The 24939-nt window shown below is 67.6% G+C and carries 16 protein-coding genes and 3 rRNA genes; 6 read left to right on the top strand and 13 right to left on the bottom strand.

Annotation, left to right across the window (positions count from 1 at the left end):
• Positions 1-49: 49 nt before the first annotated feature.
• On the top strand, positions 50-778 hold the full coding sequence (locus tag ACFPLC_RS20780; RefSeq protein ID WP_378200822.1) for a DUF4191 domain-containing protein: 729 nt from the start codon (positions 50-52) through the stop codon (positions 776-778).
• A gap of 166 nt (positions 779-944) precedes the next feature.
• Here ACFPLC_RS20780 and ACFPLC_RS20775 read toward each other — a convergent pair whose 3' ends face one another.
• Entirely contained in the window at positions 945-1334 is a 390-nt protein-coding gene (locus ACFPLC_RS20775) for an RDD family protein (protein ID WP_191315464.1), read from the bottom strand.
• Positions 1335-1603: 269 nt separating this feature from the next.
• Between ACFPLC_RS20775 and glnA (ACFPLC_RS20770) the strand changes: the two genes are divergently transcribed.
• Positions 1604-3028 (top strand): type I glutamate--ammonia ligase, encoded by a 1425-nt coding sequence (glnA, locus tag ACFPLC_RS20770; RefSeq protein ID WP_191315410.1) that lies wholly within the window; start codon positions 1604-1606, stop codon positions 3026-3028.
• A 157-nt stretch (positions 3029-3185) separates the two neighbouring features.
• A complete protein-coding gene (locus tag ACFPLC_RS20765) occupies positions 3186-3767 on the top strand; it encodes a hypothetical protein (protein WP_378200825.1) in 582 nt (193 codons plus the stop codon).
• 13 nt (positions 3768-3780) lie between these two features.
• On the opposite strand, the gene ACFPLC_RS20760 is transcribed toward ACFPLC_RS20765, so the two are convergent.
• From ACFPLC_RS20760 to ACFPLC_RS20740, 5 genes are all read right to left on the bottom strand, one after another.
• Positions 3781-4209 carry an acyl-CoA thioesterase gene (locus tag ACFPLC_RS20760; protein WP_378200828.1) on the bottom strand — a complete coding sequence of 143 codons (429 nt, stop codon included), beginning with the start codon at positions 4207-4209 and terminating at the stop codon, positions 3781-3783.
• Between the two features lie 14 nt (positions 4210-4223).
• A complete protein-coding gene (locus tag ACFPLC_RS20755) occupies positions 4224-7199 on the bottom strand; it encodes a bifunctional [glutamine synthetase] adenylyltransferase/[glutamine synthetase]-adenylyl-L-tyrosine phosphorylase (protein WP_378200831.1) in 2976 nt (991 codons plus the stop codon).
• Positions 7200-7228: 29 nt separating this feature from the next.
• Positions 7229-8362 carry an inorganic phosphate transporter gene (locus tag ACFPLC_RS20750; RefSeq protein ID WP_378200834.1) on the bottom strand — a complete coding sequence of 378 codons (1134 nt, stop codon included), beginning with the start codon at positions 8360-8362 and terminating at the stop codon, positions 7229-7231.
• A 94-nt stretch (positions 8363-8456) separates the two neighbouring features.
• Positions 8457-9203 (bottom strand): type 1 glutamine amidotransferase, encoded by a 747-nt coding sequence (locus ACFPLC_RS20745; RefSeq protein ID WP_378200837.1) that lies wholly within the window; start codon positions 9201-9203, stop codon positions 8457-8459.
• 15 nt (positions 9204-9218) lie between these two features.
• Positions 9219-9641: a rhodanese-like domain-containing protein gene (locus tag ACFPLC_RS20740; protein ID WP_378200840.1), complete on the bottom strand. Its 423-nt coding sequence runs from the start codon at positions 9639-9641 to the stop codon at positions 9219-9221.
• 111 nt (positions 9642-9752) lie between these two features.
• Between ACFPLC_RS20740 and ACFPLC_RS20735 the strand changes: the two genes are divergently transcribed.
• Entirely contained in the window at positions 9753-10205 is a 453-nt protein-coding gene (locus ACFPLC_RS20735; RefSeq protein ID WP_378200843.1) for an Lrp/AsnC family transcriptional regulator, read from the top strand.
• Between the two features lie 139 nt (positions 10206-10344).
• On the opposite strand, the gene rrf is transcribed toward ACFPLC_RS20735, so the two are convergent.
• The 6 genes from rrf to ACFPLC_RS20705 all read right to left on the bottom strand — a co-directional run bounded on the left by rrf (position 10345) and on the right by ACFPLC_RS20705 (position 20164).
• Positions 10345-10461: ribosomal RNA gene (rrf, locus tag ACFPLC_RS20730) — 5S ribosomal RNA — on the bottom strand.
• A gap of 73 nt (positions 10462-10534) precedes the next feature.
• Positions 10535-13655 (bottom strand): 23S ribosomal RNA (locus ACFPLC_RS20725).
• Between the two features lie 310 nt (positions 13656-13965).
• A 16S ribosomal RNA gene (locus tag ACFPLC_RS20720) occupies positions 13966-15486 on the bottom strand.
• The 16S, 23S and 5S rRNA genes sit together here, the layout of an rRNA operon.
• 436 nt (positions 15487-15922) lie before the next feature.
• The gene (locus ACFPLC_RS20715) at positions 15923-17479 is read right to left on the bottom strand and encodes an amidase (RefSeq protein WP_378207710.1); all 1557 of its coding nucleotides are present in this window, start codon (positions 17477-17479) and stop codon (positions 15923-15925) included.
• Complete coding sequence (gene glnA / locus ACFPLC_RS20710) at positions 17479-18822, bottom strand: type I glutamate--ammonia ligase (RefSeq protein WP_086676528.1); 1344 nt, start codon at positions 18820-18822, stop codon at positions 17479-17481. Before glnA (ACFPLC_RS20710) ends, ACFPLC_RS20715 begins: the two co-directional genes overlap by 1 nt.
• 61 nt (positions 18823-18883) lie before the next feature.
• Complete coding sequence (locus ACFPLC_RS20705) at positions 18884-20164, bottom strand: MFS transporter (RefSeq protein ID WP_378207713.1); 1281 nt, start codon at positions 20162-20164, stop codon at positions 18884-18886.
• Positions 20165-20251: 87 nt separating this feature from the next.
• Between ACFPLC_RS20705 and ACFPLC_RS20700 the strand changes: the two genes are divergently transcribed.
• On the top strand, positions 20252-20872 hold the full coding sequence (locus tag ACFPLC_RS20700) for an LppX_LprAFG lipoprotein (protein WP_378207715.1): 621 nt from the start codon (positions 20252-20254) through the stop codon (positions 20870-20872).
• Here the strand turns inward: ACFPLC_RS20700 and ACFPLC_RS20695 are convergent, their stop codons facing one another.
• Positions 20873-22429: an alpha/beta hydrolase gene (locus ACFPLC_RS20695; protein WP_378207748.1), complete on the bottom strand. Its 1557-nt coding sequence runs from the start codon at positions 22427-22429 to the stop codon at positions 20873-20875.
• 155 nt (positions 22430-22584) lie between these two features.
• Between ACFPLC_RS20695 and secA2 the strand changes: the two genes are divergently transcribed.
• The gene (gene secA2, locus ACFPLC_RS20690) at positions 22585-24924 is read left to right on the top strand and encodes an accessory Sec system translocase SecA2 (RefSeq protein WP_378207718.1); all 2340 of its coding nucleotides are present in this window, start codon (positions 22585-22587) and stop codon (positions 24922-24924) included.
• The last annotated feature ends 15 nt before the right edge of the window (positions 24925-24939 follow it).

Below are 24939 nucleotides of genomic sequence, written 5' to 3'. Positions count from 1 at the left end.
GAGGGGGACGGGGAAACGGGGCAGGGGCACGCGGCCGTATCCTGGTCATATGGCGGGTAAGCAGGACAAGGAAGCGGCCAAGCAGGCCAAGAAGGAGAAGCGCGCGGCGAGCAAGGCACGCCGTGGCCAGCTCTTCGAGGCCTTCAAGATGCAGCGCAAGGAAGACCCTTGGCTCATCCCGTGGATGGTCGGCGCGATCATCGTCGTGGCCGGCGTCCTGTTCGGGATCGGGTTCTTCTTCGACATGCAGTGGGTGCTGCTGCCGCTGGGCCTGATCCTGGGCGGCCTGGTCGCCATGATCATCTTCGGCCGGCGCGTCCAGAAGACCGTCTATTCGAAGGCCGACGGCCAGCCCGGCGCGGCGGCGTGGGCGCTGGAGAACCTGCGCGGCCGCTGGAAGGTGACACCGACCGTCGCGGCGACCACCCAGCTCGACGCGGTGCACCGGGTCCTCGGCGGGCCGGGTGTGGTGCTGGTCGCCGAAGGCGCGCCGCACCGGGTGAAGACGCTGCTCGCCCAGGAGAAGAAGCGTGTCTCCCGCCTGATCGGCGACACGCCGATCTACGACGTGACGATCGGCCACGGCGAGGGCCAGCTCCCGCTGAAGAAGCTCCAGGGCTACCTGATGAAGCTGCCCCGCAACCTCAAGCCGGCCCAGGTCGACGCGCTCGAAGCGAAGCTGGCCGCCCTCGGCAACCGCGGCGCGGCGCTGCCCAAGGGCCCGATGCCGGCCGGCGCGAAGATGCGCAACGTCCAGCGGACGATCCGCCGCCGCTGACCCCCGCACGAGAAAGGCCCTCGCCCGGATCCCGGGTGGGGGCCTTTTCACGCTCACCGCCGCCAAGCGGCAGCCACCGGCGGGCCACACAGGCAACCGGCGCCCACGAGCAGCGCCGGACCAAGCCACGCACGCAACCGGCAGCGGCCCTCACCACCGGCGGCCCTCAGCGCATCCGGATGACCACCGTTCCGGTGAGCCGGTCGAGCCAGCTGCGGCCGTCGGCGTTGCGGACCGCCGCCGGGATGAGCACGAACGTCAGCGCGGCCCGGACCAGCGCGCGCAGCGGGCCGACCAGCGCGGCGCCGTCCAAGCGCGCGACGCGGATGCCGACCGCGGCCATCCCCGGGGTGAAGCCGAAGAACCCGGCCGAGATGACCGAGATGATCGCCCACACGCCGCCGGACCAGAGGTTGAACTGCTGCATCGCGGCCGGGTCCTGCAGGCTGGGGTGCAGGAAGATCGCCGTGACCAGGGCCGCGACCACGAGGTCGACGATCAGCCCGAGCAGCCGCGCGCCCCCGCTCGCCGCCGAGCCGACGCCCGATTCGGGCAAACCGAACTTCTCGCCCGGCCACCGCGAGCCGTGCTGATCAGTGCCCTGACCGCCGTCGCCGGTGCCGGGGAGCCATTCACCGGTCCATCTCGCCACCCGTCCAGGGTATGCCGGTGGCGTGGAGCACATCCGACCTGGTCGGATACCCGATATCGACCACCCGTTAACACCGGCGAAACATACGGGTGACGGTCGGGCAACACCGCACTTTTAGCGTGAGCCGAAGAGAGCACTGCCGTACGAGCTCGAACGAGAAGGAGTCACCGAGGGTGCCCACTACTCCAGACGACATCCAGCGCCTCATCGCCGACGAGGACGTCGAGGTCATCGACGTCCAGTTCTGCGACCTGCCCGGCGTGATGCAGCACTTCACGGTCCCCGCGAAGGCCTTCACCGAAGAGGCCTTCGAAGAAGGTCTCGCGTTCGACGGCTCCTCGGTGCGCGGCTTCCAGTCCATCCACGAGTCCGACATGCTGCTGCTGCCGGACGCGGCGACCGCGCGGATCGACCCGTTCCGCAAGGCGAAGACGCTGGCCCTCAACTTCTTCGTGCACGACCCCTTCACCCGTGAGGCGTACAGCCGCGACCCGCGCAACATCGCGCGCAAGGCCGAGCAGTACATCTCCGAGTACGGCGTCGCCGACAACGTCTACTTCGGTCCCGAAGCCGAGTTCTACATCTTCGACTCGATCCGCTTCGACTCCGCCGAGCACGCCTCCTTCCACGAGATCGACTCCGTCGAGGGCTGGTGGAACACCGGCGCCGACGAGGTGGGCGGCAACCAGGGCTACAAGACGAAGTTCAAGGGCGGCTACTTCCCGGTCCCGCCGGTCGACCACTTCGCCGACCTGCGCGACGAGATCGTCCGCAACCTGACGAACACCGGTTTCGAGATCGAGCGCGCGCACCACGAGGTGGGCACCGCCGGCCAGACCGAGATCAACTACAAGTTCAACACGCTGCTGCACGCGGCCGACGACCTGCAGCTGTTCAAGTACATCGTGAAGAACACGGTGTTCGCGGCGGGCAAGACGGCGACGTTCATGCCGAAGCCCCTCGCCGGCGACAACGGCTCGGGCATGCACTGCCACCAGTCGCTGTGGAAGGACGGTCAGCCGCTGTTCCACGACGAGTCGGGCTACGCCGGCCTGTCGGACACCGCGCGCCACTACATCGGCGGCCTGCTCAAGCACGCCCCGAGCCTGCTGGCCTTCACGAACCCGACGGTGAACTCCTACCACCGCCTGGTCCCGGGCTTCGAGGCCCCGGTTTCGCTGGTGTACTCGCAGCGCAACCGTTCGGCCTGCGTCCGGATCCCGATCACGGGCAACAACCCGAAGGCCAAGCGCGCCGAGTTCCGCTGCCCGGACTCCTCGGGCAACCCGTACCTGGCGTTCTCGGCGATGATGATGGCGGGCCTCGACGGCATCCGGAACAAGATCGAGCCGCCGGAGCCGATCGACAAGGACCTCTACGAGCTCCCGCCGGAGGAGGCCAAGGACGTCAAGCTCGTCCCGGGCGACCTCGGCACGGTGCTGGACACGCTGGAAGCGGACCACGACTACCTCCTCGAGGGCGGCGTGTTCACCCCCGACGTGATCGAGACGTGGATCTCGTACAAGCGCGAGAACGAGATCGACCCGCTGCGCCTGCGCCCGCACCCGTACGAGTTCGCCCTGTACTACGACGTGTGATCGGCTGAGACGCCCCCGGACACGCCGGTGGCGAGGAGCGAACAGCCCTCGCCGCCGGCGTTTCTCTTTTCCGTCCGCCGCAAGATCACCCCCGGTGACCGGCCGCCGTCCGGTTGGTCCAGAATCGCGGTGATCAACTGGGGAAGGACGGATTGTCATGCGGATCAAGCACGCCATCATCGCGGCCGGGACCGCCGGTTGCCTCGTCGCCTGCGGTAGCCCTTCGGGAAGCGATGACAAGGACCGGACCACTCCGGCGTCCACCAGCACGGCGTCGCCCAGCACGGTCGTTCCCACCGGGATCGCCGCCGCCGGTGCCGAGCTGAAGCTCGGCCAGCAGGCGGTCGTGCCGTGGCAGGACGGCTACATCGGGATCACCGTGACCGCCGTCGAACCCGGGGACGTCGCGAGCTTCCGGCAGAAGTTCGGGTCGAACGCCGACGGGATGACGCCGTACTACATCCGCCTGACGCTGGAAAACCTGGGCGGCACCGACCTTTCGACCAAGAACCCGCCGCTCGTGCGCGCCGTGCTCGCCGACGGCAGCGGCACCGGCACGTTCATCACCGGCTCCGTGGACGCCTGCTCGAGCAAGCTGACCCCGAAGACCTTCACGACCGTCGGCGCCAAGTTCGACACCTGCCGGCTGGACGCCGCCGCGGCCGACGACAAGGTCACGGGGGCCAAATACGCCGAAGGGCGCGACTACCAGGACAAGCCCGTCCTCTGGACGCGGTGATCCGGAGGCGCGCTCAGTCGTCCGAGGTGGACATCAGCTTCAGGTCCGCGCCGGCCGCCTCGAAGCGGCCGCGCGGATCGGCCACCAGCCTGCGGGCCTCCAGGTCCATCAGCCCCAGCGTGCAGGTGATCTCCGCGGCCAGCGTTCCGTCGAGCTTGATGATGTTCGAATCCATCTTGAACGTCTTGCCGGTGCCGAACTTCGCCTCGCACGTCACTTCGACCTCGTCGCCCGCGCGCAGCTCGCGGCGGAACACGACGTGCGTCTCCAGCAGCACCGCGGCAACGCCCTGAAGCCCCTTCAGCGCGCCCGACGCTTCGAGGAGCTCCAGGCGGGATACTTCCCCGTAGGAGTGGTAGACGGCGTGGTTGAGGTGGCCCAGGGTGTCCAGCTCGTAGTGCCGGACCTTGATCCGGGTCCGGAAGGGCTCGCGATCGGTCACCGGCCCACTGTAGGTCAGGCTTCGTAGAACAGGTGCTCCACCACCGCGTGCGCCCGCCGGGTGATGCGGCGGTACGTGTCGAGGAACTCACCCGGGTCGTCGCCGGCCGACTGGCCGAGGACGCGGGCCACCGCGGCCAGGTCGCGGCCGGAACCTGGCACCTGGTCGACCGCCTTGCCGCGCACCAGCATCCCCGCGTTGCGCACGCGCGTCGCCAGGAGCCACGCCTCGGCCAGCGAGTCCGCTTCGGGCTGCTCGGCCAGGCCTGCTTCCGGGAGCACCGCCAGCGCGTCGAGCGTCGACGTCGTCCGCAGGCCCTCGACCTCGTGGGCGTGCTGGAGCTGCAGCAGCTGCACCGTCCACTCGACGTCGGCGAGGCCGCCGCGGCCGAGCTTCGTGTGCAGCGTCGCGTCGGCGCCGCGCGGCATCCGCTCCGTCTCGACGCGGGCCTTGATGCGGCGGATTTCGCGGGCCTTCGTCGCGTCCAGACCGCTTTCGGGGTAGCGGATCGGGTCGATCATCGCGATGAAGCGCTCGCCGAGGTCGTCGTCGCCGGCGACGAACCGGGCCCGCAGCAGCGCCTGCGCCTCCCATACCTCGCCCCACCGCGCGTAGTAGGCGCGGTAGGACTCGATCGTCCGGACCAGCGGCCCGCTCCGCCCCTCCGGCCGCAGGTCGGCGTCGACCTCCAGAGCCGGGTCCGAACTCGGCGCGCCCAGCATCTTCCGGACCGTCTCCGCGACCGACGAAGCGAACTTCACCGCGTCGGCGTCCGAAACCCCTTCGGACGGCTCGCAGACGAAGAGCACGTCCGCGTCGGAGCCGTAGCCGAGTTCCGCGCCGCCGAGCCGGCCCATCCCGATCACGGCGATGCGGGCCGGCGTCCGGCCGAGTTCGGCCTGCCGCTGGCGGAACGCCGCGGCCAGCGCGCCCTGCAGCACCGCGACCCACACCGAAGACAGCGCTTCGCAGACCGCGCGCACGTCGAGCAGCCCGAGCAGATCCGCGCAGGCGACGCGCAGGAGTTCGTGCCGCCGCAGTGAACGCGCGGCCGCGATGGCGGCGTTCACCCCGGGCTGACGCCGGACGGCGGCCCGCAGCGACGTCGCCACCTCGGCGGGCGTGCGGCCCAGCAGCCGGGCCGGGTCGCCGAGCAGCTGCAGCACTTCCGGCGCGCGGACCAGCAGGTCGGGCACCAGCCGGGACGTACCAAGCAGGAAGGCCAGGTTCTCCACGACCGTGCCTTCGTCGCGCAGCACCCGCAGGTACCACGGAGTGTCTTCGAGCGCCTCGGACACCTTCCGGTAGGACAACAGGCCGCCGTCAGGGTCCGGCGTGTCGGCGAAGAGGTCGAGCAGGACCGGCAGCAGCGCCTGCTGGATCGCCGCGCGCCGCGAAACACCCGCGGTCAGGGTCTTGATGTGCTGGAGGGCGCCGTCGGGGGCGGTGTAGCCGAGCGCGGCCAGCCGGCTGGCGGCCTGCTTGGTGGTCAGGCGCAGCGCCTCGGCCGGCACGTTCGCGACCGACTGCAGCAGCGGCCGGTAGAAAATCTTCTCGTGCAGGCGCCGGATGCCCTTGCCGTGCCGCCGGAACTCCGCGAGCAGCGCCTCGCCCTGGGTCTTGCCGCCGGTCGCCTTGATCCCGCTCGCCCTGGCGAGGATGCGCAGCTCGTCGGTGTCCGCCGGCGCCGGGAACAGGTGCGTCCGGCGCAGCCGCCGCAGCTGGAGCCGGTGCTCGATCATCCGCAGGAACTCGTACGACGCGCCCAGCTCGGCGGCGTCCTGGCGACCGACGTAACCGCCTTCGCCGAGTGCCTCGAGCGCGTCCATCGTGGACGGTGACCGCAGGTCCGCGTCGACCCGGCCGTGCACGAGCTGCAGCAGCTGCACCGCGAACTCGACGTCACGCAGGCCGCCACGGCCCAGCTTCAGCTCGCGTTCGGCGTGCTCGGACGGCACGTGCCCCTCGACCCGGCGGCGCATCTGCTGCACCTCGGCGACGAAGTTCTCGCGGTCGGCCGCCGACCACACCAGCGGCGCGACCATCTCGGCGTACTGGCGGCCGAGCTCGGCGTCGCCCGCCACCGGCCGCGCCTTGAGCAGCGCCTGGAACTCCCAGGTCTTGGCCCACTTCTGGTAGTAGCCGTGGTGGCCGTCGAGCGTGCGGACGAGCGCGCCGGCCTTGCCTTCGGGGCGCAGCGCCGCGTCGACCTCGAAGCACGCCCGGTCGACGACGCGCATCATCGTGCTCGCCAGCCGCGTCGCGAGGCCGAGGTCGCCCTCGCCGACGAAGATGACGTCGACGTCGCTGACGTAGTTGAGCTCCCGGCCGCCGCACTTGCCCATCGCGATGACGGCCAAGGTGCCTTCGGCGGACGCGCCGGCTTCGGCCTCGGCGACGACCAGCCCGGCGGCGAGCGCGGCTTCCGCGAGCTCGGTCAGCTGCGCCGCGACCTCCGCGTAGCGCGGGTGCTCGAGCCCGGCCTCGACGACGTGCCCGAGGTCGGCGGCGGCGATGCCGAGCAGCTGACCGCGGTAGGCGACCTTGAGGGCCTGCTCGGCTTTGAGCCCGGTGAGGACCGAGCAGTCGTCGGCCAGGAGAGCTGTGCGCAGAGCTTCGCGGTAGCAGGCGGAATCGGTGCACTTGTCCCCGGTGAGCGAGCGCCACTGGTCCGGGTTGGCGGCGAGGAAGTCGGCGAGCGCGCTCGACGTCCCCAGCACGCTGAGGAAGCGGCCGCGGAACGTCCGGTGGGTGCGGAGCTGCGCTTCGAGGTCGGTCCACTCGGCGGCGTCGGCCTCGCGGATCCGGTCGAGGCCGAGCAGGGCGAGGTCCGGGTCAGCGGTACGGGACAGCGCCGCGAGCACGTCGGCGGCCGCCTCGGCCGGGCCGGCGTCGGCCCACCAGCCGGCCGCGCGCAACTGACCCTCGGCACGGGAGTCGGTGAAGCCGTACCTCGCCGCCGAAGCGGTCGTTCGCGCGCGGTCTGCCATCACCTGCAACCGTAGCCGGGGAACGCGGCTCAGGCGGCGAGCCGGCCCGGCTCGGTCCCGGCGGGTGTCGGCTCGGGCACCTGGAAGCTGTGCGCGGTGACGGGATGACGTCGGGAGAGGAGGTAAATGCCGAGGCCGACCCCGGCCCCGGCGACACCGACGGCGATGGTGCCCGCGTTGCCGAGCGAGGCGATCTTGCCGGAGATCGCGCCGACGATCGCGGCCGCGGGCAGCGTGAACAGCCAGGCGACGACCATCCGGCCCGCCATCCGCCAGCGGACCGGCGCGTCCCGGCGGCCGACGCCGGAGCCGACGATCCCGCCGGAGCAGACGTGCGTGGTCGACAGCGGGAAGCCCAGCCGCGACGAGACCAGGATGACCAGCGCCGAGCTCGTCTGGGCGGCGAAGCCCTGCGGGCCCTCGATGTCGGTCAGGCCCTTGCCGAGGGTGTGGGTGATGCGCCAGCCGCCGAGGTAGGTGCCGAGGGCGAGCGCGCACGCGGCGCTGACGATCACCCAGACGGGCGGCGACGCGCCCGCCGGGAGGCTGCCGGCCGTGACGAGCGTGAGCGTGATGACGCCCATCGTCTTCTGCGCGTCGTTGGTGCCGTGCGCGAGCGAGACGAGGGAGGCCGAGACGATCTGGCCGACCTTGAACCCGCGCGTGGCCGGGCGGCCGCGCACCAGGAAGCGGTAGACCAGGTAGGTGGCGAGCATCGCGACGAGCCCGGCGATGACCGGGCTGGCCGCGGCGGGCACCAGGACCTTTTCGACGATCTTTCCGAAGTGGACGGAGTCGGCGCCGGCGGAGATCCAGGTGGCGCCGATCAGGCCGCCGAACAACGCGTGCGACGAACTCGACGGCAGGCCGACGAACCACGTCACGAGGTTCCAGACGATGGCGCCGATCAGCCCGCCGAAGACGACCGCCGGGCCGATCTTCGTGTCGTCCACCAGTCCGCTGGAGATCGTCTTGGCGACCTCGACCGACAGGAACGCGCCGACGAGGTTCAACACCGCCGAAATCGCGACGGCCACGCGGGGCCGGAGTGCACCGGTGGCGATCGACGTCGCCATCGAGTTCGCGGTGTCGTGGAACCCGTTCGTGAAATCGAAAATGAGGGCCGTGACGACGACGACCACGACCAGCAACGAGGGTTGCACCCCGACCTCCGCACCCTTGTGGGGACTCCTCCCGCAAGGTACCTGACGGGTACGCCTGGCGTTAACAGGATGTTGCTGGTTGTGACCTCCGTCGTTAAGCCAGCGGCAAGGTGCGTTGACCGGCCACCGCGGGTTGCAGTTCTCCGGCCGCCAGCTTGACGAACCGGTGCGCGAAGGGGCGCCAGGTTTCCTCGATGTCGGCGTGCACGGTGACCAGCTTTTCGTGCTCGAGTGCGCCGGGCCGGGCGAATTCGGCCTCCTCGGGGCATTCCGCGGCCCAGCTCTCGACGACTTCGGGCGTCGTCTCGATGTGGAACTGGACACCGTAGACACAACGCCCGACCCGGTAGGCCTGGTGCGCGTAGCGCGGGGAGGACGCGAGCAGCTCGGCGCCGGGCGGGAGCCGGGTGATCGCGTCGGTGTGGAACTGCAGGACGTCCTGCAGGAGCGGCAGGTCGGCGAACAGCGGGTCGGTCCACGCCGCGTCCTTCTTGTTGACGAGGTGCGGACCGACTTCGGGCCCGTCGGGGCCGACCTCGACCCGGCCGCCGGTGGCGACGGCCAGCAGCTGCGCGCCGAGGCAGATGCCCAGGGTGGGCAGGTTCTTCGCCGCCGCCTTGGCCAGCAGCCGCCGGACGTCGGCGAGCCACGAGTGCTTGGCGTCGTCTTCGGCAGCCATGCCGCCGCCGAGGCAGACGACGGCCTGGTAGCCGTCGAGGTCGGGGAGGCCTTGCTCCGGCTGCAGGCGGACGTCGAGTTCCGCGCCGGCCTCGGTCAGCCAGTCGCCGAGGGGGCCCAGCGGGTCCGACGCGTCCGGCTGGATGATCAGGATTCGGGTCACGCTTTCCAGGGTAGGTCAGCAGGCACAGCGAATTCCTCCGGCTTTGTCGCCTTCGACGGGGTACCCGGCGGCGATCCAGGCGGTGATGCCGCCGGAGAGCCGTTTCACCTTGAAGCCGAGTTCGGCGAGCTTGAGGGCGCCCTTGGTGGCGGCGTTGCAGACGGTGCTTTCGCAGTAGCAGACGTACACGAGGTCCCGGTCGAGGTGCTGCGTACTGGCCGGTGTCATGTCCCGGTACGGCAGGTTGATGGCGCCGGGGATGCGGGCGTGAGCGAAGGCTTCGGGCGCCCGGGTCTCGACGACGACGTACCCCTCGGTGCGGCCGGCTTCGAGGTCCTGGACGAGATCGTCGGGATCGACCTCGAAGCCGAGTTCGGCACCGAAGTATTCGACGGCGGCTTCCGGGGCCGCGGCGGGGAAGGCGAGCGTGCGTGTCATGGGGTAAATCCTGCTGGGACAGGCGGTTTCCGGACAGGGCAGAATCGGGGTGGAAGCCCGGGACGGCCGGGGATTTCCCTGTTCTGGCCCTGCGAACCCGGGAGAGTTGCGGTGGACCACCTCGACGACGTCGACTGGCGCCTGCTGGAGCTCCTGCAGGCCGACGGCCGGCTGAGCTTCACGGAGCTGGGGCGCCGGGTATCGCTGTCGGGCTCGGCGGTGACGGAGCGAGTCCGCCGTCTCGAGGAGCGCGGGGTGATCACGGGCTACGCGGCGAGTATCGATACGACGAAGCTGGGGTTGCCGATCGAGGCGCTGGTGCGGGCCCGGGTCCGCAGTCTGGACACGCCCCGGTTCCGGACGGCGGTGTTGCCGCTGCCGCAGGTGGTGGCGGCCGACCACGTGACGGGTGAGGAGTGCTGGGTCCTGCGGGTGCTGTGCCGGGACACGGCGGAGCTCGAGGAGTTGCTGGAGAAGGTGCAGCGGTACGGGGAGACGAGCACGTCGCTGGTGTTGTCGTCGCCGTTGCGGAGGAGGCCGGTGGCTCGGCCGGGGTCGGTTTGAGGCATCACGCGTGATCCGGGAGGCTTCATGCGTGTCTGGAGGGGCATCACGGCGCCGGCCAAGTCGGCGGGCGGACATGAAAAAGGGCCTGGGCCGGGAGACATAGTCTCGACCGGGCCCAGGCCCTTCCTCAAAGTAAGTTCGGCGGTGTCCTACTCTCCCACAACCCTTCGGTTGCAGTACCATCGGCGCTGTCAGGCTTAGCTTCCGGGTTCGGAATGGGACCGGGCGTTTCCCTGACGCAATAACCACCGAAACACTCCGAAACAACACACACGATACTTCTCGTGTGGTGTTTCAGAACCGTAGAGTGGATGCGTAACATCTTCGTAGGCAAGTCCTCGGCCTATTAGTACCAGTCAACTCGACAACACATTACTGTGCTTCCATTTCTGGCCTATCAACCCAATGGTCTGTTGGGGGCCTTAACCCACATGGGGTGGGATACCTCATCTTGGAACAGGCTTCCCGCTTAGATGCCTTCAGCGGTTATCCCTTCCGAACGTGGCCAACCAGCCATGCCCTTGGCAGAACAACTGGCACACCAGAGGTTCGTCCGTCCCGGTCCTCTCGTACTAGGGACAGCCTTCCTCAAGTATCCTACGCGCGCGGCGGATAGGGACCGAACTGTCTCACGACGTTCTAAACCCAGCTCGCGTGCCGCTTTAATGGGCGAACAGCCCAACCCTTGGGACCTACTCCGGCCCCAGGATGCGACGAGCCGACATCGAGGTGCCAAACCATGCCGTCGATATGGACTCTTGGGCAAGATCAGCCTGTTATCCCCGGGGTACCTTTTATCCGTTGAGCGACACCCCTTCCACCAGGAGGTGCCGGATCACTAGTCCCGACTTTCGTCCCTGCTCGACATGTCTGTCTCACAGTCAAGCTCCCTTGTGCACTTGCACTCAACACCTGATTGCCAACCAGGCTGAGGGAACCTTTGGGCGCCTCCGTTACCCTTTAGGAGGCAACCGCCCCAGTTAAACTACCCATCAGGCACTGTCCCTGAACCAGATCATGGCCCGAGGTTCAGATTCCCAATTCGACCAGAGTGGTATTTCAACAACGACTCCACCACAACTAGCGTTGCAGCTTCACAGTCTCCCACCTATCCTACACAAGCCGAACCGAAAACCAATACCAAACTATAGTAAAGGTCCCGGGGTCTTTCCGTCCTGCCGCGCGTAACGAGCATCTTTACTCGTAGTGCAATTTCGCCGGGCCTGTGGTTGAGACAGCCGGAAAGTCGTTACGCCATTCGTGCAGGTCGGAACTTACCCGACAAGGAATTTCGCTACCTTAGGATGGTTATAGTTACCACCGCCGTTTACTGGCGCTTAAATTCTCAGCTTCGCCCCGAAAGGCTAACCGGTCCTCTTAACGTTCCAGCACCGGGCAGGCGTCAGTCCATATACATCGTCTTGCGACTTCGCATGGACCTGTGTTTTTAGTAAACAGTCGCTTTCCGCTGGTCTCTGCGGCCACCCACCCCTAGCTCGAGAAGAGCTTCAGGATGTTTGGCCCCCCTTCTCCCGAAGTTACGGGGGCATTTTGCCGAGTTCCTTAACCACAGTTCACCCGATCGCCTTGGTATTCTCTACCTGACCACCTGTGTTGGTTTGGGGTACGGGCCGTGCATGCACTCACTAGAGGCTTTTCTCGGCAGCATAGGATCACTCTACTTCGCCTCAAACGGCTACACATCACGTCTCAGCCTATTGCCATGCGGATTTGCCTACATGACGGCCTACACGCTTATACCAGGACAACCATCGCCTGGCGGAGCTACCTTCCTGCGTCACCCCATCGCTTGACTACTACGAAATCAGGTCCCACGCTCCACACACCAACCTCCGTCCGAAGACATTGGCCGATGGCTTTGGGTGGTTAGTATCAAACGCCTCGTCATGGGCGCACATGCTCGGGTACGGGAATATCAACCCGTTGTCCATCGACTACGCCTGTCGGCCTCGCCTTAGGTCCCGACTTACCCTGGGCGGATTAGCCTGGCCCAGGAACCCTTGGTCATCCGGCGGCAGAGTTTCTCACTCTGCATTCGCTACTCATGCCTGCATTCTCACTCCCACACCCTCCACGACTGGCTTCCGCCGCCGCTTCCCTGGATGCAGGACGCTCCCCTACCCATCCACACCACTAGACACAACCCTCAAGGAGTTGAGCCGATGTATTGTGTGAATGACACAGCTTCGGCGGTGTGCTTAAGCCCCGCTACATTGTCGGCGCAGGACCACTTGACCAGTGAGCTATTACGCACTCTTTCAAGGGTGGCTGCTTCTAAGCCAACCTCCTGGTTGTCTGGGCAATCCCACATCCTTTCCCACTGAGCACACACTTAGGGGCCTTAGCTGGTGTTCTGGGCTGTTTCCCTCTCGACGACGAAGCTTATCCCCCGCCGTCTCACTGCCACGCTCTCACTAACCGGTATTCGGAGTTTGGTTGATTTCGGTAACCCGGTAAGGCCCCTAGACCATCCAGTAGCTCTACCCCCGGCAAGAAACACGTGACGCTGCACCTAAATGCATTTCGGGGAGAACCAGCTATCACGGAGTTTGATTGGCCTTTCACCCCTACCCACAGCTCATCCCCTCAGTTTTCAACCTAAGTGGGTTCGGGCCTCCACGACGTCTTACCGTCGCTTCACCCTGGCCATGGGTAGATCACTCCGCTTCGGGTCTAGACCACGCGACTCAATCGCCCTATTCAGACTCGCTTTCGCTACGGCTACCCCACACGGGTTAACCTCGCCACGCAGCACTAACTCGCAGGCTCATTCTTCAAAAGGCACGCCATCACCCAACAAGTAGGCTCTGACGGCTTGTAGGCACACGGTTTCAGGTACTCTTTCACTCCCCTCCCGGGGTACTTTTCATCTTTCCCTCACGGTACTCGTCCGCTATCGGTCTTCAGGAAGTATTTAGGCTTACCGGGTGGTCCCGGCAGATTCACAGCAAATTCCACGAGCTCGCTGCTACTCGGGAACACCACCAAGACCAACAACAGCAGTTTTCGCGTACGGGGCTCTCACCCACTCCGGCCGCCCATCCCAAGGCGTTCCACTAACCACTGCGCAAATCCGAAGGAATGTCAGTCCCTTCAAGGCGGGTCCCACAACACCGTCTGCACAACGCCTGACAGCTTGACATGCAAACGGTTTAGCCTCTTCCGCTTTCGCTCGCCACTACTCACGGAATCACGGTTGTTTTCTCTTCCTGCGGGTACTGAGATGTTTCACTTCCCCGCGTTCCCTCCACACACCCTATATATTCAGGTGCGGGTAACACCACATCACTGGTGCTGGGTTTCCCCATTCGGAAATCCTCGGATCACAGCTCGGTTGACAGCTCCCCGAGGCTTATCGCAGCCTCCTACGTCCTTCATCGGCTCCTGAAGCCAAGACATCCACCATGTGCCCTTAACAACTTGACCACAAAGATGCTCGCATCCACTCTACAGTTCTCAAACACCACACCAGAAACAAACGTCCCTAGGGGGCTAGCCCCTCGGCGTGTTGCCTCAGGACCCAACAGTGTGCCAGAAACATGAACCCCGCCCAGCCCGCAAGCCAACGTTCCACGATCGCAAGCGATCAGTACTAGCCGGCGGCAGCGCCACCACAGAATTCACATAAACCAGTAGTTCCACAATTCCTTGAGCAACCATCGCAGCAGTACATTCGACTGCTAAGTGATGGCCACTCCAGTAAGCCGAAGCTCACTGGATGTGTTGTGCTCCTTAGAAAGGAGGTGATCCAGCCGCACCTTCCGGTACGGCTACCTTGTTACGACTTCGTCCCAATCGCCAGTCCCACCTTCGACCACTCCCTCCCCTTACGGGGTTGGGCCATGGGCTTCGGGTGTTACCGACTTTCATGACGTGACGGGCGGTGTGTACAAGGCCCGGGAACGTATTCACCGCAGCGTTGCTGATCTGCGATTACTAGCGACTCCGACTTCACGCAGTCGAGTTGCAGACTGCGATCCGAACTGAGACCGGCTTTAAGGGATTCGCTCCACCTCGCGGTATCGCAGCCCTCTGTACCAGCCATTGTAGCATGTGTGAAGCCCTGGACATAAGGGGCATGATGACTTGACGTCATCCCCACCTTCCTCCGAGTTGACCCCGGCAGTCTCCCACGAGTCCCCGCCATAACGCGCTGGCAACGTAGGATAAGGGTTGCGCTCGTTGCGGGACTTAACCCAACATCTCACGACACGAGCTGACGACAGCCATGCACCACCTGTACACCAACCACAAGGGAAGCCCCATCTCTGGGGATGTCTGGCGCATGTCAAGCCCAGGTAAGGTTCTTCGCGTTGCATCGAATTAATCCACATGCTCCGCCGCTTGTGCGGGCCCCCGTCAATTCCTTTGAGTTTTAGCCTTGCGGCCGTACTCCCCAGGCGGGGCGCTTAATGCGTTAGCTACGGCACGGACAACGTGGATGTCGCCCACACCTAGCGCCCAACGTTTACAGCGTGGACTACCAGGGTATCTAATCCTGTTCGCTCCCCACGCTTTCGCTCCTCAGCGTCAGTATCGGCCCAGAGACCCGCCTTCGCCACCGGTGTTCCTCCTGATATCTGCGCATTTCACCGCTACACCAGGAATTCCAGTCTCCCCTACCGAACTCAAGTCTGCCCGTATCGACCGCACGCTCCACGTTAAGCGTGGAGATTTCACGGCCGACGCGACAAACCGCCTACGAGCTCTTTACGCCCAATAAATCCGGACAACGCTCGCACCCTACGTATTACCGCGGCTGCTGGCACGTAGTTAGCCGGTGCTTCTTATCCAGGTACCGTCACTTGCGCTTCGTCCCTGGCGAAAGAGGTTTACAACCCGAAGGCCGTCATCCCTCACGCGGCGTCGCTGCATCAGGCTTGCGCCCATTGTGCAATATTCCCCACTGCTGCCTCCCGTAGGAGTCTGGGCCGTGTCTCAGTCCCAGTGTGGCCGGTCACCCTCTCAGGCCGGCTACCCGTCGTCGCCTTGGTAGGCCACTACCCCACCAACAAGCTGATAGGCCGCGGGTTCATCCTGCACCGCCAGAACTTTCAACCACTCCAGATGCCTGATGTGGTGATATCCGGTATTAGACCTCGTTTCCAAGGCTTATCCCAGAGTGCAGGGCAGATTACCCACGTGTTACTCACCCGTTCGCCACTCATCCCCACCCGAAAGTGGTTCAGCGTTCGACTTGCATGTGTTAAGCACGCCGCCAGCGTTCGTCCTGAGCCAGGATCAAACTCTCCAACAATGTCTTCGAATTCAATCGAGGCAAATGTATTGCTCTCAAAGGAAACCCCGACGAGGGGGTTTCATATAAGCTCTACTGGCTTAGTTCACTAGCACACTGTTGAGTTCTCAAGCAACACACTCCGGACTCACCGCCTTATCAGCGGCTATATCCTCGGCAGTTGTTCCAAGCGATATTCACAAGCTTTTGGTCGAGCATGCCTCAGCCTACGGGTTTAGTCGTAGGGGGTCGGCGGCCGCTCGTGGGCCGACGCTGAACATTACCCGGTCCGATCCGCGGTGTCAACCCGCTCGTCCCGGCCTGGTCTCTTGGGGCTTGCGGCCCCGGTGTGACCCGGTGTTCCTGGCGACGAAGAGAAGATTACATGCCCCCGAACCGCCCCAAAACAGGGGGGTCACTTAACGCCATTTCCGCTGGTCAGAGTGCTTACAGAGGGCTACGACCCCACCGTCGGCAGGTACCGGGGCGGGACCCGCGCCGGCGCGACCCGTTCGAAGTCCGCCGCCAAGGCGAGCATCCGGGCGTCCGACCACCGGGCGCCCATGAACGAGATACCCACCGGGAGGGGTCCGGCAAACCCGGCCGGGACCGTCACGTCGGGGTAGCCCGCGACCGCGGCCGGGGTCGAGGACGGGATCACGTCGTTGTCGCCCACCGCGCAATCGGTCTTCCACGCCGGCGGGTTGGTCGGCGACGCGATCGCGTCCAGGCGGTACGCGGCCAGCGTCTCGTCCAAAGAGCGCCGAGCCAGGTCCGACAACTCCGCCCGGCCGGCCAGGTAACCCGGGTCCGTGGGCGGCGGCGCGGCCAGCGCCTGCTCGAACAGCTCTTGCCCGGCGAAGCACGTCCGCTCGAGAGGGTCCGCGCGGTTGTAGGCGATCAGCTCGGCCAGGTTGCGCGGCCCGGTCGGGCGAGTCGCCAGGTAGGCGTCGATGTCCCGGTGGAACTCCGTGAGCAGCGCCGGGAACTCCAGCTCCCCCAGCCGGGCTTGGTACGGCAACGTCACTTCGACGACCGTCGCCCCCGCCTTGACCAGCGAGTTCCGCGCCGACGTCATGATCGCGTCGGTCTCCGGGCCGAGGACCGGGAGCCGCCAGAGGCCGATCCGGGCGCCGCGCAGGACACCCGGGCGGAGGAACTTCGCGTAGTCCCTCGGCTGGGTGCGCGGGTACGTGAGCGTGGCCGGGTCCGATCGGTCACGCCCCTGCAGGACCGAGAGCGTGAGTGCCACGTCGACGACGTTGCGGGCGATCGGGCCCGCGGTGTCCTGCTCGGCGGAGATCGGCACCACGCCGGTGCGGCTGATCAGGCCGAGGCTGGGTTTGTGCCCGACGGTCGCGGTCATCCCGGCCGGGCACACGATCGAGCCGTCGGTCTCCGAGCCGATCGCGACCTGGGCCAGCGTCGCCGCCACGCCGGCCGCCGACCCGGCGGACGACCCGCACGGGTTGCGATCCAGCACGTACGGGTTGTTCGTCTGCCCACCCACGCCCGACCAGCCGGACGTCGGCTTCGCGGCGCGGAAGTTCGCCCACTCGGACAGGTTCGCCTTGCCGAGGATCACCGCGCCGGCGTCACGCAGGCGGGTGATCAGCGTGGCGTCCTTCGCCGGATAACTCCGCAACGCCCGCGACCCGGCCGTCGTCCACTGGTCTCGAGTGTCGACGTTGTCCTTGACCAGCACCGGGATGCCGTCGAGCGGTCCGCGCAGACGGTGAGTCCGCCGTCGCGCATCACTGGCCGAAGCCTGCGAGAGAGCCGCCGGGTTGAGCGCCAGGACGGCGTTGACCTTACCGTCGATCCGGTGAATCCGGTCCAGATAAGTGCTGGTCAGGCCCACCGCGGTGAGCCGGCCGGACGCCATCCGCGCCTGCAGCGCCGGGATGTCGGCGGAGTCGAGGTCGAAGCGCGCGGCGGCCGCAGCCACCGGCGCGGCGGGCGCGAGCACGAGTGCGGCGGCCAGGATCGCGAGGAACACCGGCCGCCGCCCCATCAGAGCACCGGGAGGAGCGTTCGGAGTTCGTACGGGGTGACCGCGCTGCGGTAGTTGTCCCACTCCACGCGCTTGTTCCGGAGGAAGAAGTCGTAGACGTGCTCGCCGAGCGCTTCCGGCAGCAGTTCGGACTTCTCCATCTCGGCCAGGGCTTCTCCCAGGTTCTGCGGCAGCTGCGCGTACCCCGCGGCGCGCCGCTCGGCGTCGCTCAGCTGCCAGATGTTGTCCTCGGCGGGTGGCGGCAGCTCGTAGCCCTTCTCGATCCCCTTGAGCCCGGCGGCCAGGATGACCGAGTACGCCAGGTACGGGTTGCACGCCGAGTCCAGGGTACGGATTTCCACCCGGCGGGATGACGCCTTTCCGGGTGAATACATCGGGACGCGGACGAGCGCGGAGCGGTTGGCCCGGCCCCACGAGACGGTCGTCGGGGCCTCACTGCCGCTGATCAGGCGTTTGTAGGAGTTCACCCACTGATTGGTGACCGCGGAGATCTCCTTGGCGTGGTGCAGCACGCCGGCGACGAAGGCCTTGCCGGTCTCCGACAGCTCGTGCGGGTCCTCGGCGTCGTAGAAGGCGTTGCGGTCGCCTTCGAACAGGCTGACGTGCGTGTGCATCCCCGAGCCGGGCTGGTCGGTGAACGGCTTCGGCATGAACGTCGCCCGCACCCCCTGGGTCAGCGCGACCTCCTTGACGACGTAGCGGAACGTCATCACGTTGTCGGCCATCGTCAGCGCATCGGCGTAACGGAGGTCGATCTCCTGCTGGCCCGGTGCCCCTTCGTGGTGACTGAACTCCACCGAGATGCCCATCGCCTCGAGGGTCTCGATGGCGTGCCGGCGGAAGTGCGTCGCGGTGGCGTGGCTGGCCTGGTCGAAGTAGCCGCCGTTGTCCGCGGGCTCCGGCTCGCTGCCGTCGTCGGGCATGGTCGAGAGCAGGAAGAACTCGATCTCGGGGTGGACGTAGCAGGTGAAGCCCGCTTCGGCGGCCTTCGACAGCTGGCGGCGCAGCACGTGCCGCGGGTCCGCCCACGACGGCGAGCCATCGGGCATCGCGATGTCGCAGAACATGCGGGCCGAGTAGGGGCCACCGTCGGGGGTTTCCCACGGCAGGACCTGGAACGTGGCCGGGTCGGGCTTGGCGACCATGTCCGATTCGTAGACGCGCGCGAACCCCTCGATGGCCGAGCCGTCGAAGCCGATCCCGTCGTTGAAAGCGCCCTCGAGCTCGGCCGGCGCGACGGCGACGGACTTGAGGAACCCCAGCACATCGGTGAACCAGAGACGGACGAAACGGATGTCGCGCTCCTCGAGCGTGCGGAGCACGAATTCCTGCTGGCGATCCATGGCCGCACCCTAACCACAGCGTGTTAACGGCATGTTTCGCGACGCGCCGACGCTGCCTAAGTCACGTCGCGAGCACCGCAACGGGTTTCTTCGCCCGCGAGATGGCCAGCGAAGCGGCCGACGCGATCACGGCCAGCACCGCCGCCGAGTACCAGGCCAGGGTGTAGTTCCCGAGCTGGTCGCGGACCAGGCCGGCGGCCGACGCGGCGAACGCGGCCCCGAGCTGGTGGGAGGCGAAGACCCAGCCGAACACGATCGGGCCGGCGTCGCCGAAGGCCCGGACGCAGAGCGCGACCGTCGGCGGGACCGTGGCCACCCAGTCGAGGCCGTAGAACAGGATGAACGCCCACATGCTCGGCTGCACGGAGTCGGTGAACAGCTGCGGCAGCAGCGCCAGCGAGAGCCCGCGCAGGGCGTAGTAGACGCCGAGCAGGATCCGCGGGTCGATCCGGTCGGTGAGCCAGCCGGAGAAGATCGTGCCGACGACGTCGAACACGCCGACCAGGGCCAGCAGGCTCGCCGCGGTCGTCTGCGGCATGCCGTGGTCGTGCGCGGCCGGGACGAAGTGGGTGCCGACCAGGCCGTTGGTCGTCGCGCCGCAGATCGCGAAGCCGACGGCGAGCAGCCAGAACGTCCGGGTGCGGGCGGCCTGGGCCAGCACGGAGAGCGCGCGGCGGACCGAGCCGGTCTTCGCGGCCGGGCGCGCGACCTCGGCGTCGGCGGGTGCGCCGTAGGCCGTGGTGCCGACGTCGGCGGGGTGGTCGCGGATCACCAGCAGGACCACCGGGACGACGGCGAGCGCGGCGATGGCGATCACCAGCGACGCCGTCCGCCAGCCGGAGCTCACCGCGAGGTTCGCGATGAGCGGCAGGAAGATCAGCTGGCCGGTGGCGCCCGCCGCGGTCAGGACGCCGGTGACCACGCCGCGGCTGCGGACGAACCACCGCGTCGCGACCATCGCGGCGAACCCCATGGCCATCGAGCCGGTGCCCAGCCCCACCAGCACGCCCCAGCACAGCACGAGCTGCCAGCTCGCGGTCATGAACACCGTGCCGCCCGCGCCGAGGGCGATGACGGTCAACGCCGTCGCCGAAACGCGCCGGATGCCGAAGCGCTCCATCAGGGCGGCCGCGAAGGGCGCGAAGAGGCCGAAGAGCACCAGGTTGACCGAGACGGCGGAGCTGATGGTGGTGCGGGACCAGCCGAACTCTTCGTGCAGCGGGTCGATCAGGACGCCGGGGGCGGCGCGGAAGCCGGCGGAGGCGAGCAGCGCGACGAAGGCGGCGCCGGCGATCAGCCACGCGCGGTGCAGCTTCGGGGCGGGACGGGTCTCAACAGTCACCCAGGCAGTTTCACCGCGCGCGCGAGGCGGCGGAAGTGGCCGGAAGGACATCATCCGCAAGATTCAGGCCAACAGTAGGCTCACGCCATGCCCCGCCTCGCGCTGCTGCTCGCGCTCCTCCTGACGGCCGGTTGCACGGGCTCGCCCGATACGCGAGGCCCCTTCCCGGCGGGCGCCGACCTGGTGCGCGAGGCCGCCACGTCGTTCGCTTCGGTGCGGAGCGTGCACTTCGCCGCGGGCGTCAACGGCGTGCTGCCGGGCTTCCCGCTGCGGCAGATGGAGGGCGACGCGACCCTGGACGACGGCGGCCGCGCGACCGGTACGGTCGACGTCCAGGACGGTGACGGGCACACCAAGTTCCCCTTCGACGTGCGTGACGGCCAGAAGCCGCCGTACCCCGTCAACGCGTTCCTCGGCCCGCGCGGCGGGCTGAAGCGGCTGCTCGACGGGGTGACCGACGCCGAAACCGAAGGCCGCGAGAACGTCGACGGCGCGCCCGCGCTGCGGGTGGCCGGACGGGTGGCGGCCGCGGTCGCGCACAGCGTGCTCGCGCCGGTCGACGCCGACCTCAACGTCAAGGTGTGGGTGTCCGATAACGGCACCGACGGCGGCCCGCGGCGCTTCGCGCGGCTGTGGGTGCAGATCCCGCCGCCGGACAACCACCTCAGCCCGGTGATGATCGAGCTGTCGCTCACCAAGCAGCGGTGACTACTGGCCCGTGCACCGCTTGCCGTCCGGCGGCACGGTGCCGTCGACCAGGTAGTCCGTGCCCGCCTCGTCCACGCACTTCACGCCCTGTAGGAACACCGTGTGCTGGGTGCCCTCGAAGGTGAGCAGGGCGCCCTTCAGGCCCTTCGCGAGGTTGACGCCGGCCTGGTACGGGGTCGCCGGGTCGTTGGTCGTCGAGATGACCAGCGTCTTCGCCAGACCTTCGACGTTCGGCACGTGCGGCTCGGACGTGTTCGGCACCGGCCAGAACGCGCACGCGTCCCGCGCCGCCGAAGCCGGGCGGCCGTCGTCGAGGAACGGCGCCACCTTCACGTACTCCTCCTGCGCCTTGAGGATGACGGCCGGGTCCGTGACGCGCGGGTCGTCGACGCAGCGGACGGCGGTGAAGGCGTCCTGGGTGGTGCCGTACCTGCCGTCGGAGTCGCGCTCGTTGTAGATGTCGGCGAGCTTCTCCAGCGTCGCGCCGCGCTGCTGCTTCAGCTCGTTGAGGCCGGTGTTCAGGGTGTCCCAGAGGCTTTCCTGGTAGAGCGCCTGGATGACGCCGGTGGTGGCGTCCTCGTAGGAGAGCTTGCGGCCGTCGCCGACCGGCACCGGGAAGTCGATCAGCGGCCGGGTGAGGGCCTGGAACGCCTGGACCGCGCCGCCGGCGTCCGCGCCGAGCGCGCAGTCCTGCTGGGCCGCGCACCACTTCGCGAACTGCGTGAACGCCGTGCCGAACCCCTGTCCCTGCGCGACGAGCGACTCGACCGCGTCCTGCTCGGGGTCGACCGCACCGTCCAGGACCATCGCGCGGACGTTCTGCGGGAACGCCTCGGCGTAGGCCGCCCCGATCCGGGTGCCGTAGGAGTAGCCCAAATAGGTGAGCTTTTGGTCGCCGAGGACCGAGCGGAGGACGTCCAGGTCCTTCGCGACGTCGCGGGTGCCGACGTTGGCCAGCATCGCGGTGCCGTCGTCGGTGCGCTGGGCGCACTTGGCGGCGAAGTCCTTTTCCTGCGATTCCTGCTTGAGCACGCCGGCCGGCGAGCCGTCGGTTTCGCTGTCGTCGGCGCGGTCGGCGTCCCGCTCCTGATCGGTGAGGCAGTGGATGGCCGGCTGGCTCGCCCCGATCCCCCGCGGGTCGAATCCGACCAGGTCGAAGCGCTTGCCAAGGCCGGTGCTGGTCACCGGCTTGATCAGCCCGGCGGCCGCGACCATGCCCGACGCGCCCGGGCCGCCCGGGTTGACCACGAGTGACCCGATCCGGTCACCGGTGGCCTTGCGGCGGAGCAGGCCCAGGGTGATCGTGTCCCCCGCCGGCTTCGCGTAGTCCAGCGGCACGGTCAGCCGCGCGCACTGGATGTCCTTCGCCTGGAACGCCGATCGCGCGTCTTCCGATGTCGCGTAAGGTGCGCAGTCGGCCCAGGTCAGGCTCTGGCCGTAGAACCGCTCCAGCCCGGCGGGCACCGGCCCGGACGGCGGGTGCGACTCGGTCGTCGGCGCGGGCGGCTCGGTCTTGCCGGAGGACGTGCACGCGGCCAGCGAGGCCGCGAGCAGCACGGACGTCGCGATCGCGGTGATCCGGCGACGATGGGACCTGGCGCTGGGATGTGGGAACACGGTTGGATCGTCCCATCCGGCCGCGGAACTCGAACGCACCACCGTCGCGTTGGGTGGTGGAGGCCGGTCGAGCGAGAGAGAACGGGAGACCAGGGGTGGCAGCACTGATCAGCCGGGTGGGCAAGAAGCTCCGCCGGATCATCCAGCGGCCGGGCAGCGTCGAGCTGACCCGCTACGAAGCACTGCTGCCCGCGGTCGAGAAGCTCGAACCCGAGCTCGAAAAGCTCTCCGACGAGGAGCTGACCGAGCGGGCGGGCAAGCTCCGCGAGACGCTGAAGGACACCGCGTTCGGCGACGACCAGCTGATCGAGGTGTGCGCGCTGGGCCGCGAGGCCGCCAAGCGCGCGCTGGGCGAGCGGGCGTTCGACGTGCAGGTCCTGGGCACGATGGGCCTGCTCACCAAGCACGTCGTGCAGATGGAGACCGGTGAGGGCAAGACCCTCGCGGGTGCGCTGGCCGCGGCCGGGTACGCCATCCGCGGAAAGCGCGTTCACGTCGTCACGGTCAACGACTACCTGGCCCGCCGCGACGCGGAGTGGATGGGCCCGGTGTACGCGCTGCTCGGCGTGTCGGTCGGCTGGGTCGAGCCGTCGCACTCGCGCGAGGAGCGTCGCGAGGCGTACGCGAAGGACGTCACGTACGGCGCGGTCGCCGAGATCGGCTTCGACGTGCTTCGCGACCGCTTGGTCACGAAGGTCGACGACCTGGTCCAGCCCGACCCCGAGGTGGCGATCGTCGACGAGGCGGACTCGGTGCTGGTCGACGAGGCCCGCGTCCCGCTGGTGATGGCCGGCTCGATCGACCGCAGCGACGCCGACGAGGAGGTCGCGAAGATCGTCCGGCGGCTGCGGCTCAACCTGCACTACGAAACCGACAGCGAAGGCCGCAACGCCTGGCTGACCGACGCCGGCTCGTCCGTCGTCGCGAAGTCGCTCGGCATCGAGGTCGACGACCTGTTCAACGAGCAGGCGTCGGACCGGCTGGCCGCGGTCAACGTCGCCCTGCACGCCCACGCGCTGCTCACCCGCGACGTCGACTACCTGGTCCGCGACGGCAAGGTGCAGCTGATCAACGCCGCCCGCGGCCGGGTCGCCGAGCTGCAGCGCTGGCCGGACGGCCTCCAGGCCGCCGTCGAGGCGAAGGAGCAGGTCACCGCGACCGACCGCGGCGAGATCCTCGACTCGATCACCGTCCAGGCGCTGCTCGCGCGCTACCCGGAGGTCGCCGGCATGACCGGTACCGCGGTCGCCGTCGCCGAGCAGCTGCGCGAGTTCTACGAGCTCGAGGTCGCGGTCATCCCGCCGAACACGCCGAACATCCGCGAGGACCTCGAAGACCGGATCTTCGCTTCGCCGTCGCAGAAGCTGCGGGCGATCGAAGAGGAGATCCGCACGGTGCACGAGACCGGGCGGCCGATCCTCGTCGGCACCCAGGACGTCGCCGAGTCCGAAGAGCTGGCCGAGAAGCTGGCGAAGGTCGACCTCGAGTGCGTCGTGCTCAACGCGCGCAACGACGCCGAAGAGGCCGCGATCATCGCCGAGGCCGGGAAGAAGGGCGCGGTCACCGTGTCCACGCAGATGGCGGGCCGCGGTACCGACATCCGGCTGGGCGGCACCGACGGCGCCGACCGCGACGAGGTCGTCGAGCTGGGCGGGCTGCACGTCATCGGCACGGCGCGGTACCCGTCGAGCCGGCTCGACGGCCAGCTGCGCGGCCGGTCCGGCCGCCAGGGCGACCCGGGCAGCGCGATCTTCTTCGCGAGCCTGAACGACGAGCTCGTGCTGTCGAACGCGCCGGACGTGCCCGAGGGCATCGTCGACGACGAGGAGACCGGCGAGATCAAGGATGCCGCGGCCCTGCGGCAGATCAACCACGCCCAGCGCGTCGCCGAGGGCGTCGACCTGGAGATCCACCGCAACACCTGGCGCTACACGCGGCTGATCGAGCGACAGCGGCGCGACCTGCTGGTGCACCGCGACAAGGTGCTTCGCACCGCGTACGCGGCGGAGGTGCTGGAGAAGGCGCACCCGGAGAAGTTCGGCGAGCTGAAGGAGAAGCTCGACGACCAGGACAAGCTGGAGCAGATGTGCCGCGAGGTGCTGCTGTTCCACATCGACCAGCTCTGGTCGGACCACCTGGCGTACCTGACCGACGTCCGCGAGAGCATCCACCTGCGCGCGCTGGCCCGGGAGACGCCGCTGGACGAGTTCCACCGCGCGGCCATCCCGGAGTTCCACAAGATCATCGGCGAGGCCGACACGCGGGCCGCGAAGACCCTCGAAGAGGCGGAGCTGACCGACGAGGGCATCGACCTCGGTGACGCCGGGGTCCGGCGCGCGAACACGACGTGGACGTACCTGGTCCACGACAACCCGTTCGATTCGGACTTCGAGCAGACCATCAAGAAGGTCCGGAGCATGATCAAGCGCAAGTAGCCCTTTGCTCGGGAG

Source organism: Amycolatopsis plumensis (assembly GCF_042652605.1).
GTDB lineage: Bacteria > Actinomycetota > Actinomycetes > Mycobacteriales > Pseudonocardiaceae > Amycolatopsis > Amycolatopsis plumensis.
This window is presented reverse-complemented; position numbering and strand designations above follow the sequence as displayed.

Coding starts and splice junctions, on each gene's coding strand:
- ACFPLC_RS20740 (WP_378200840.1), bottom strand. CDS start 9,641: ATGACACGCACGCTCGCCTTCCCCGCCGCGGCCCCGGAAGCCGCCGTC.
- glnA (WP_086676528.1), bottom strand. CDS start 18,822: ATGGATCGCCAGCAGGAATTCGTGCTCCGCACGCTCGAGGAGCGCGAC.
- ACFPLC_RS20715 (WP_378207710.1), bottom strand. CDS start 17,479: ATGGGGCGGCGGCCGGTGTTCCTCGCGATCCTGGCCGCCGCACTCGTG.
- ACFPLC_RS20765 (WP_378200825.1), top strand. CDS start 3,186: ATGCGGATCAAGCACGCCATCATCGCGGCCGGGACCGCCGGTTGCCTC.
- ACFPLC_RS20700 (WP_378207715.1), top strand. CDS start 20,252: ATGCCCCGCCTCGCGCTGCTGCTCGCGCTCCTCCTGACGGCCGGTTGC.
- ACFPLC_RS20755 (WP_378200831.1), bottom strand. CDS start 7,199: ATGGCAGACCGCGCGCGAACGACCGCTTCGGCGGCGAGGTACGGCTTC.
- ACFPLC_RS20780 (WP_378200822.1), top strand. CDS start 50: ATGGCGGGTAAGCAGGACAAGGAAGCGGCCAAGCAGGCCAAGAAGGAG.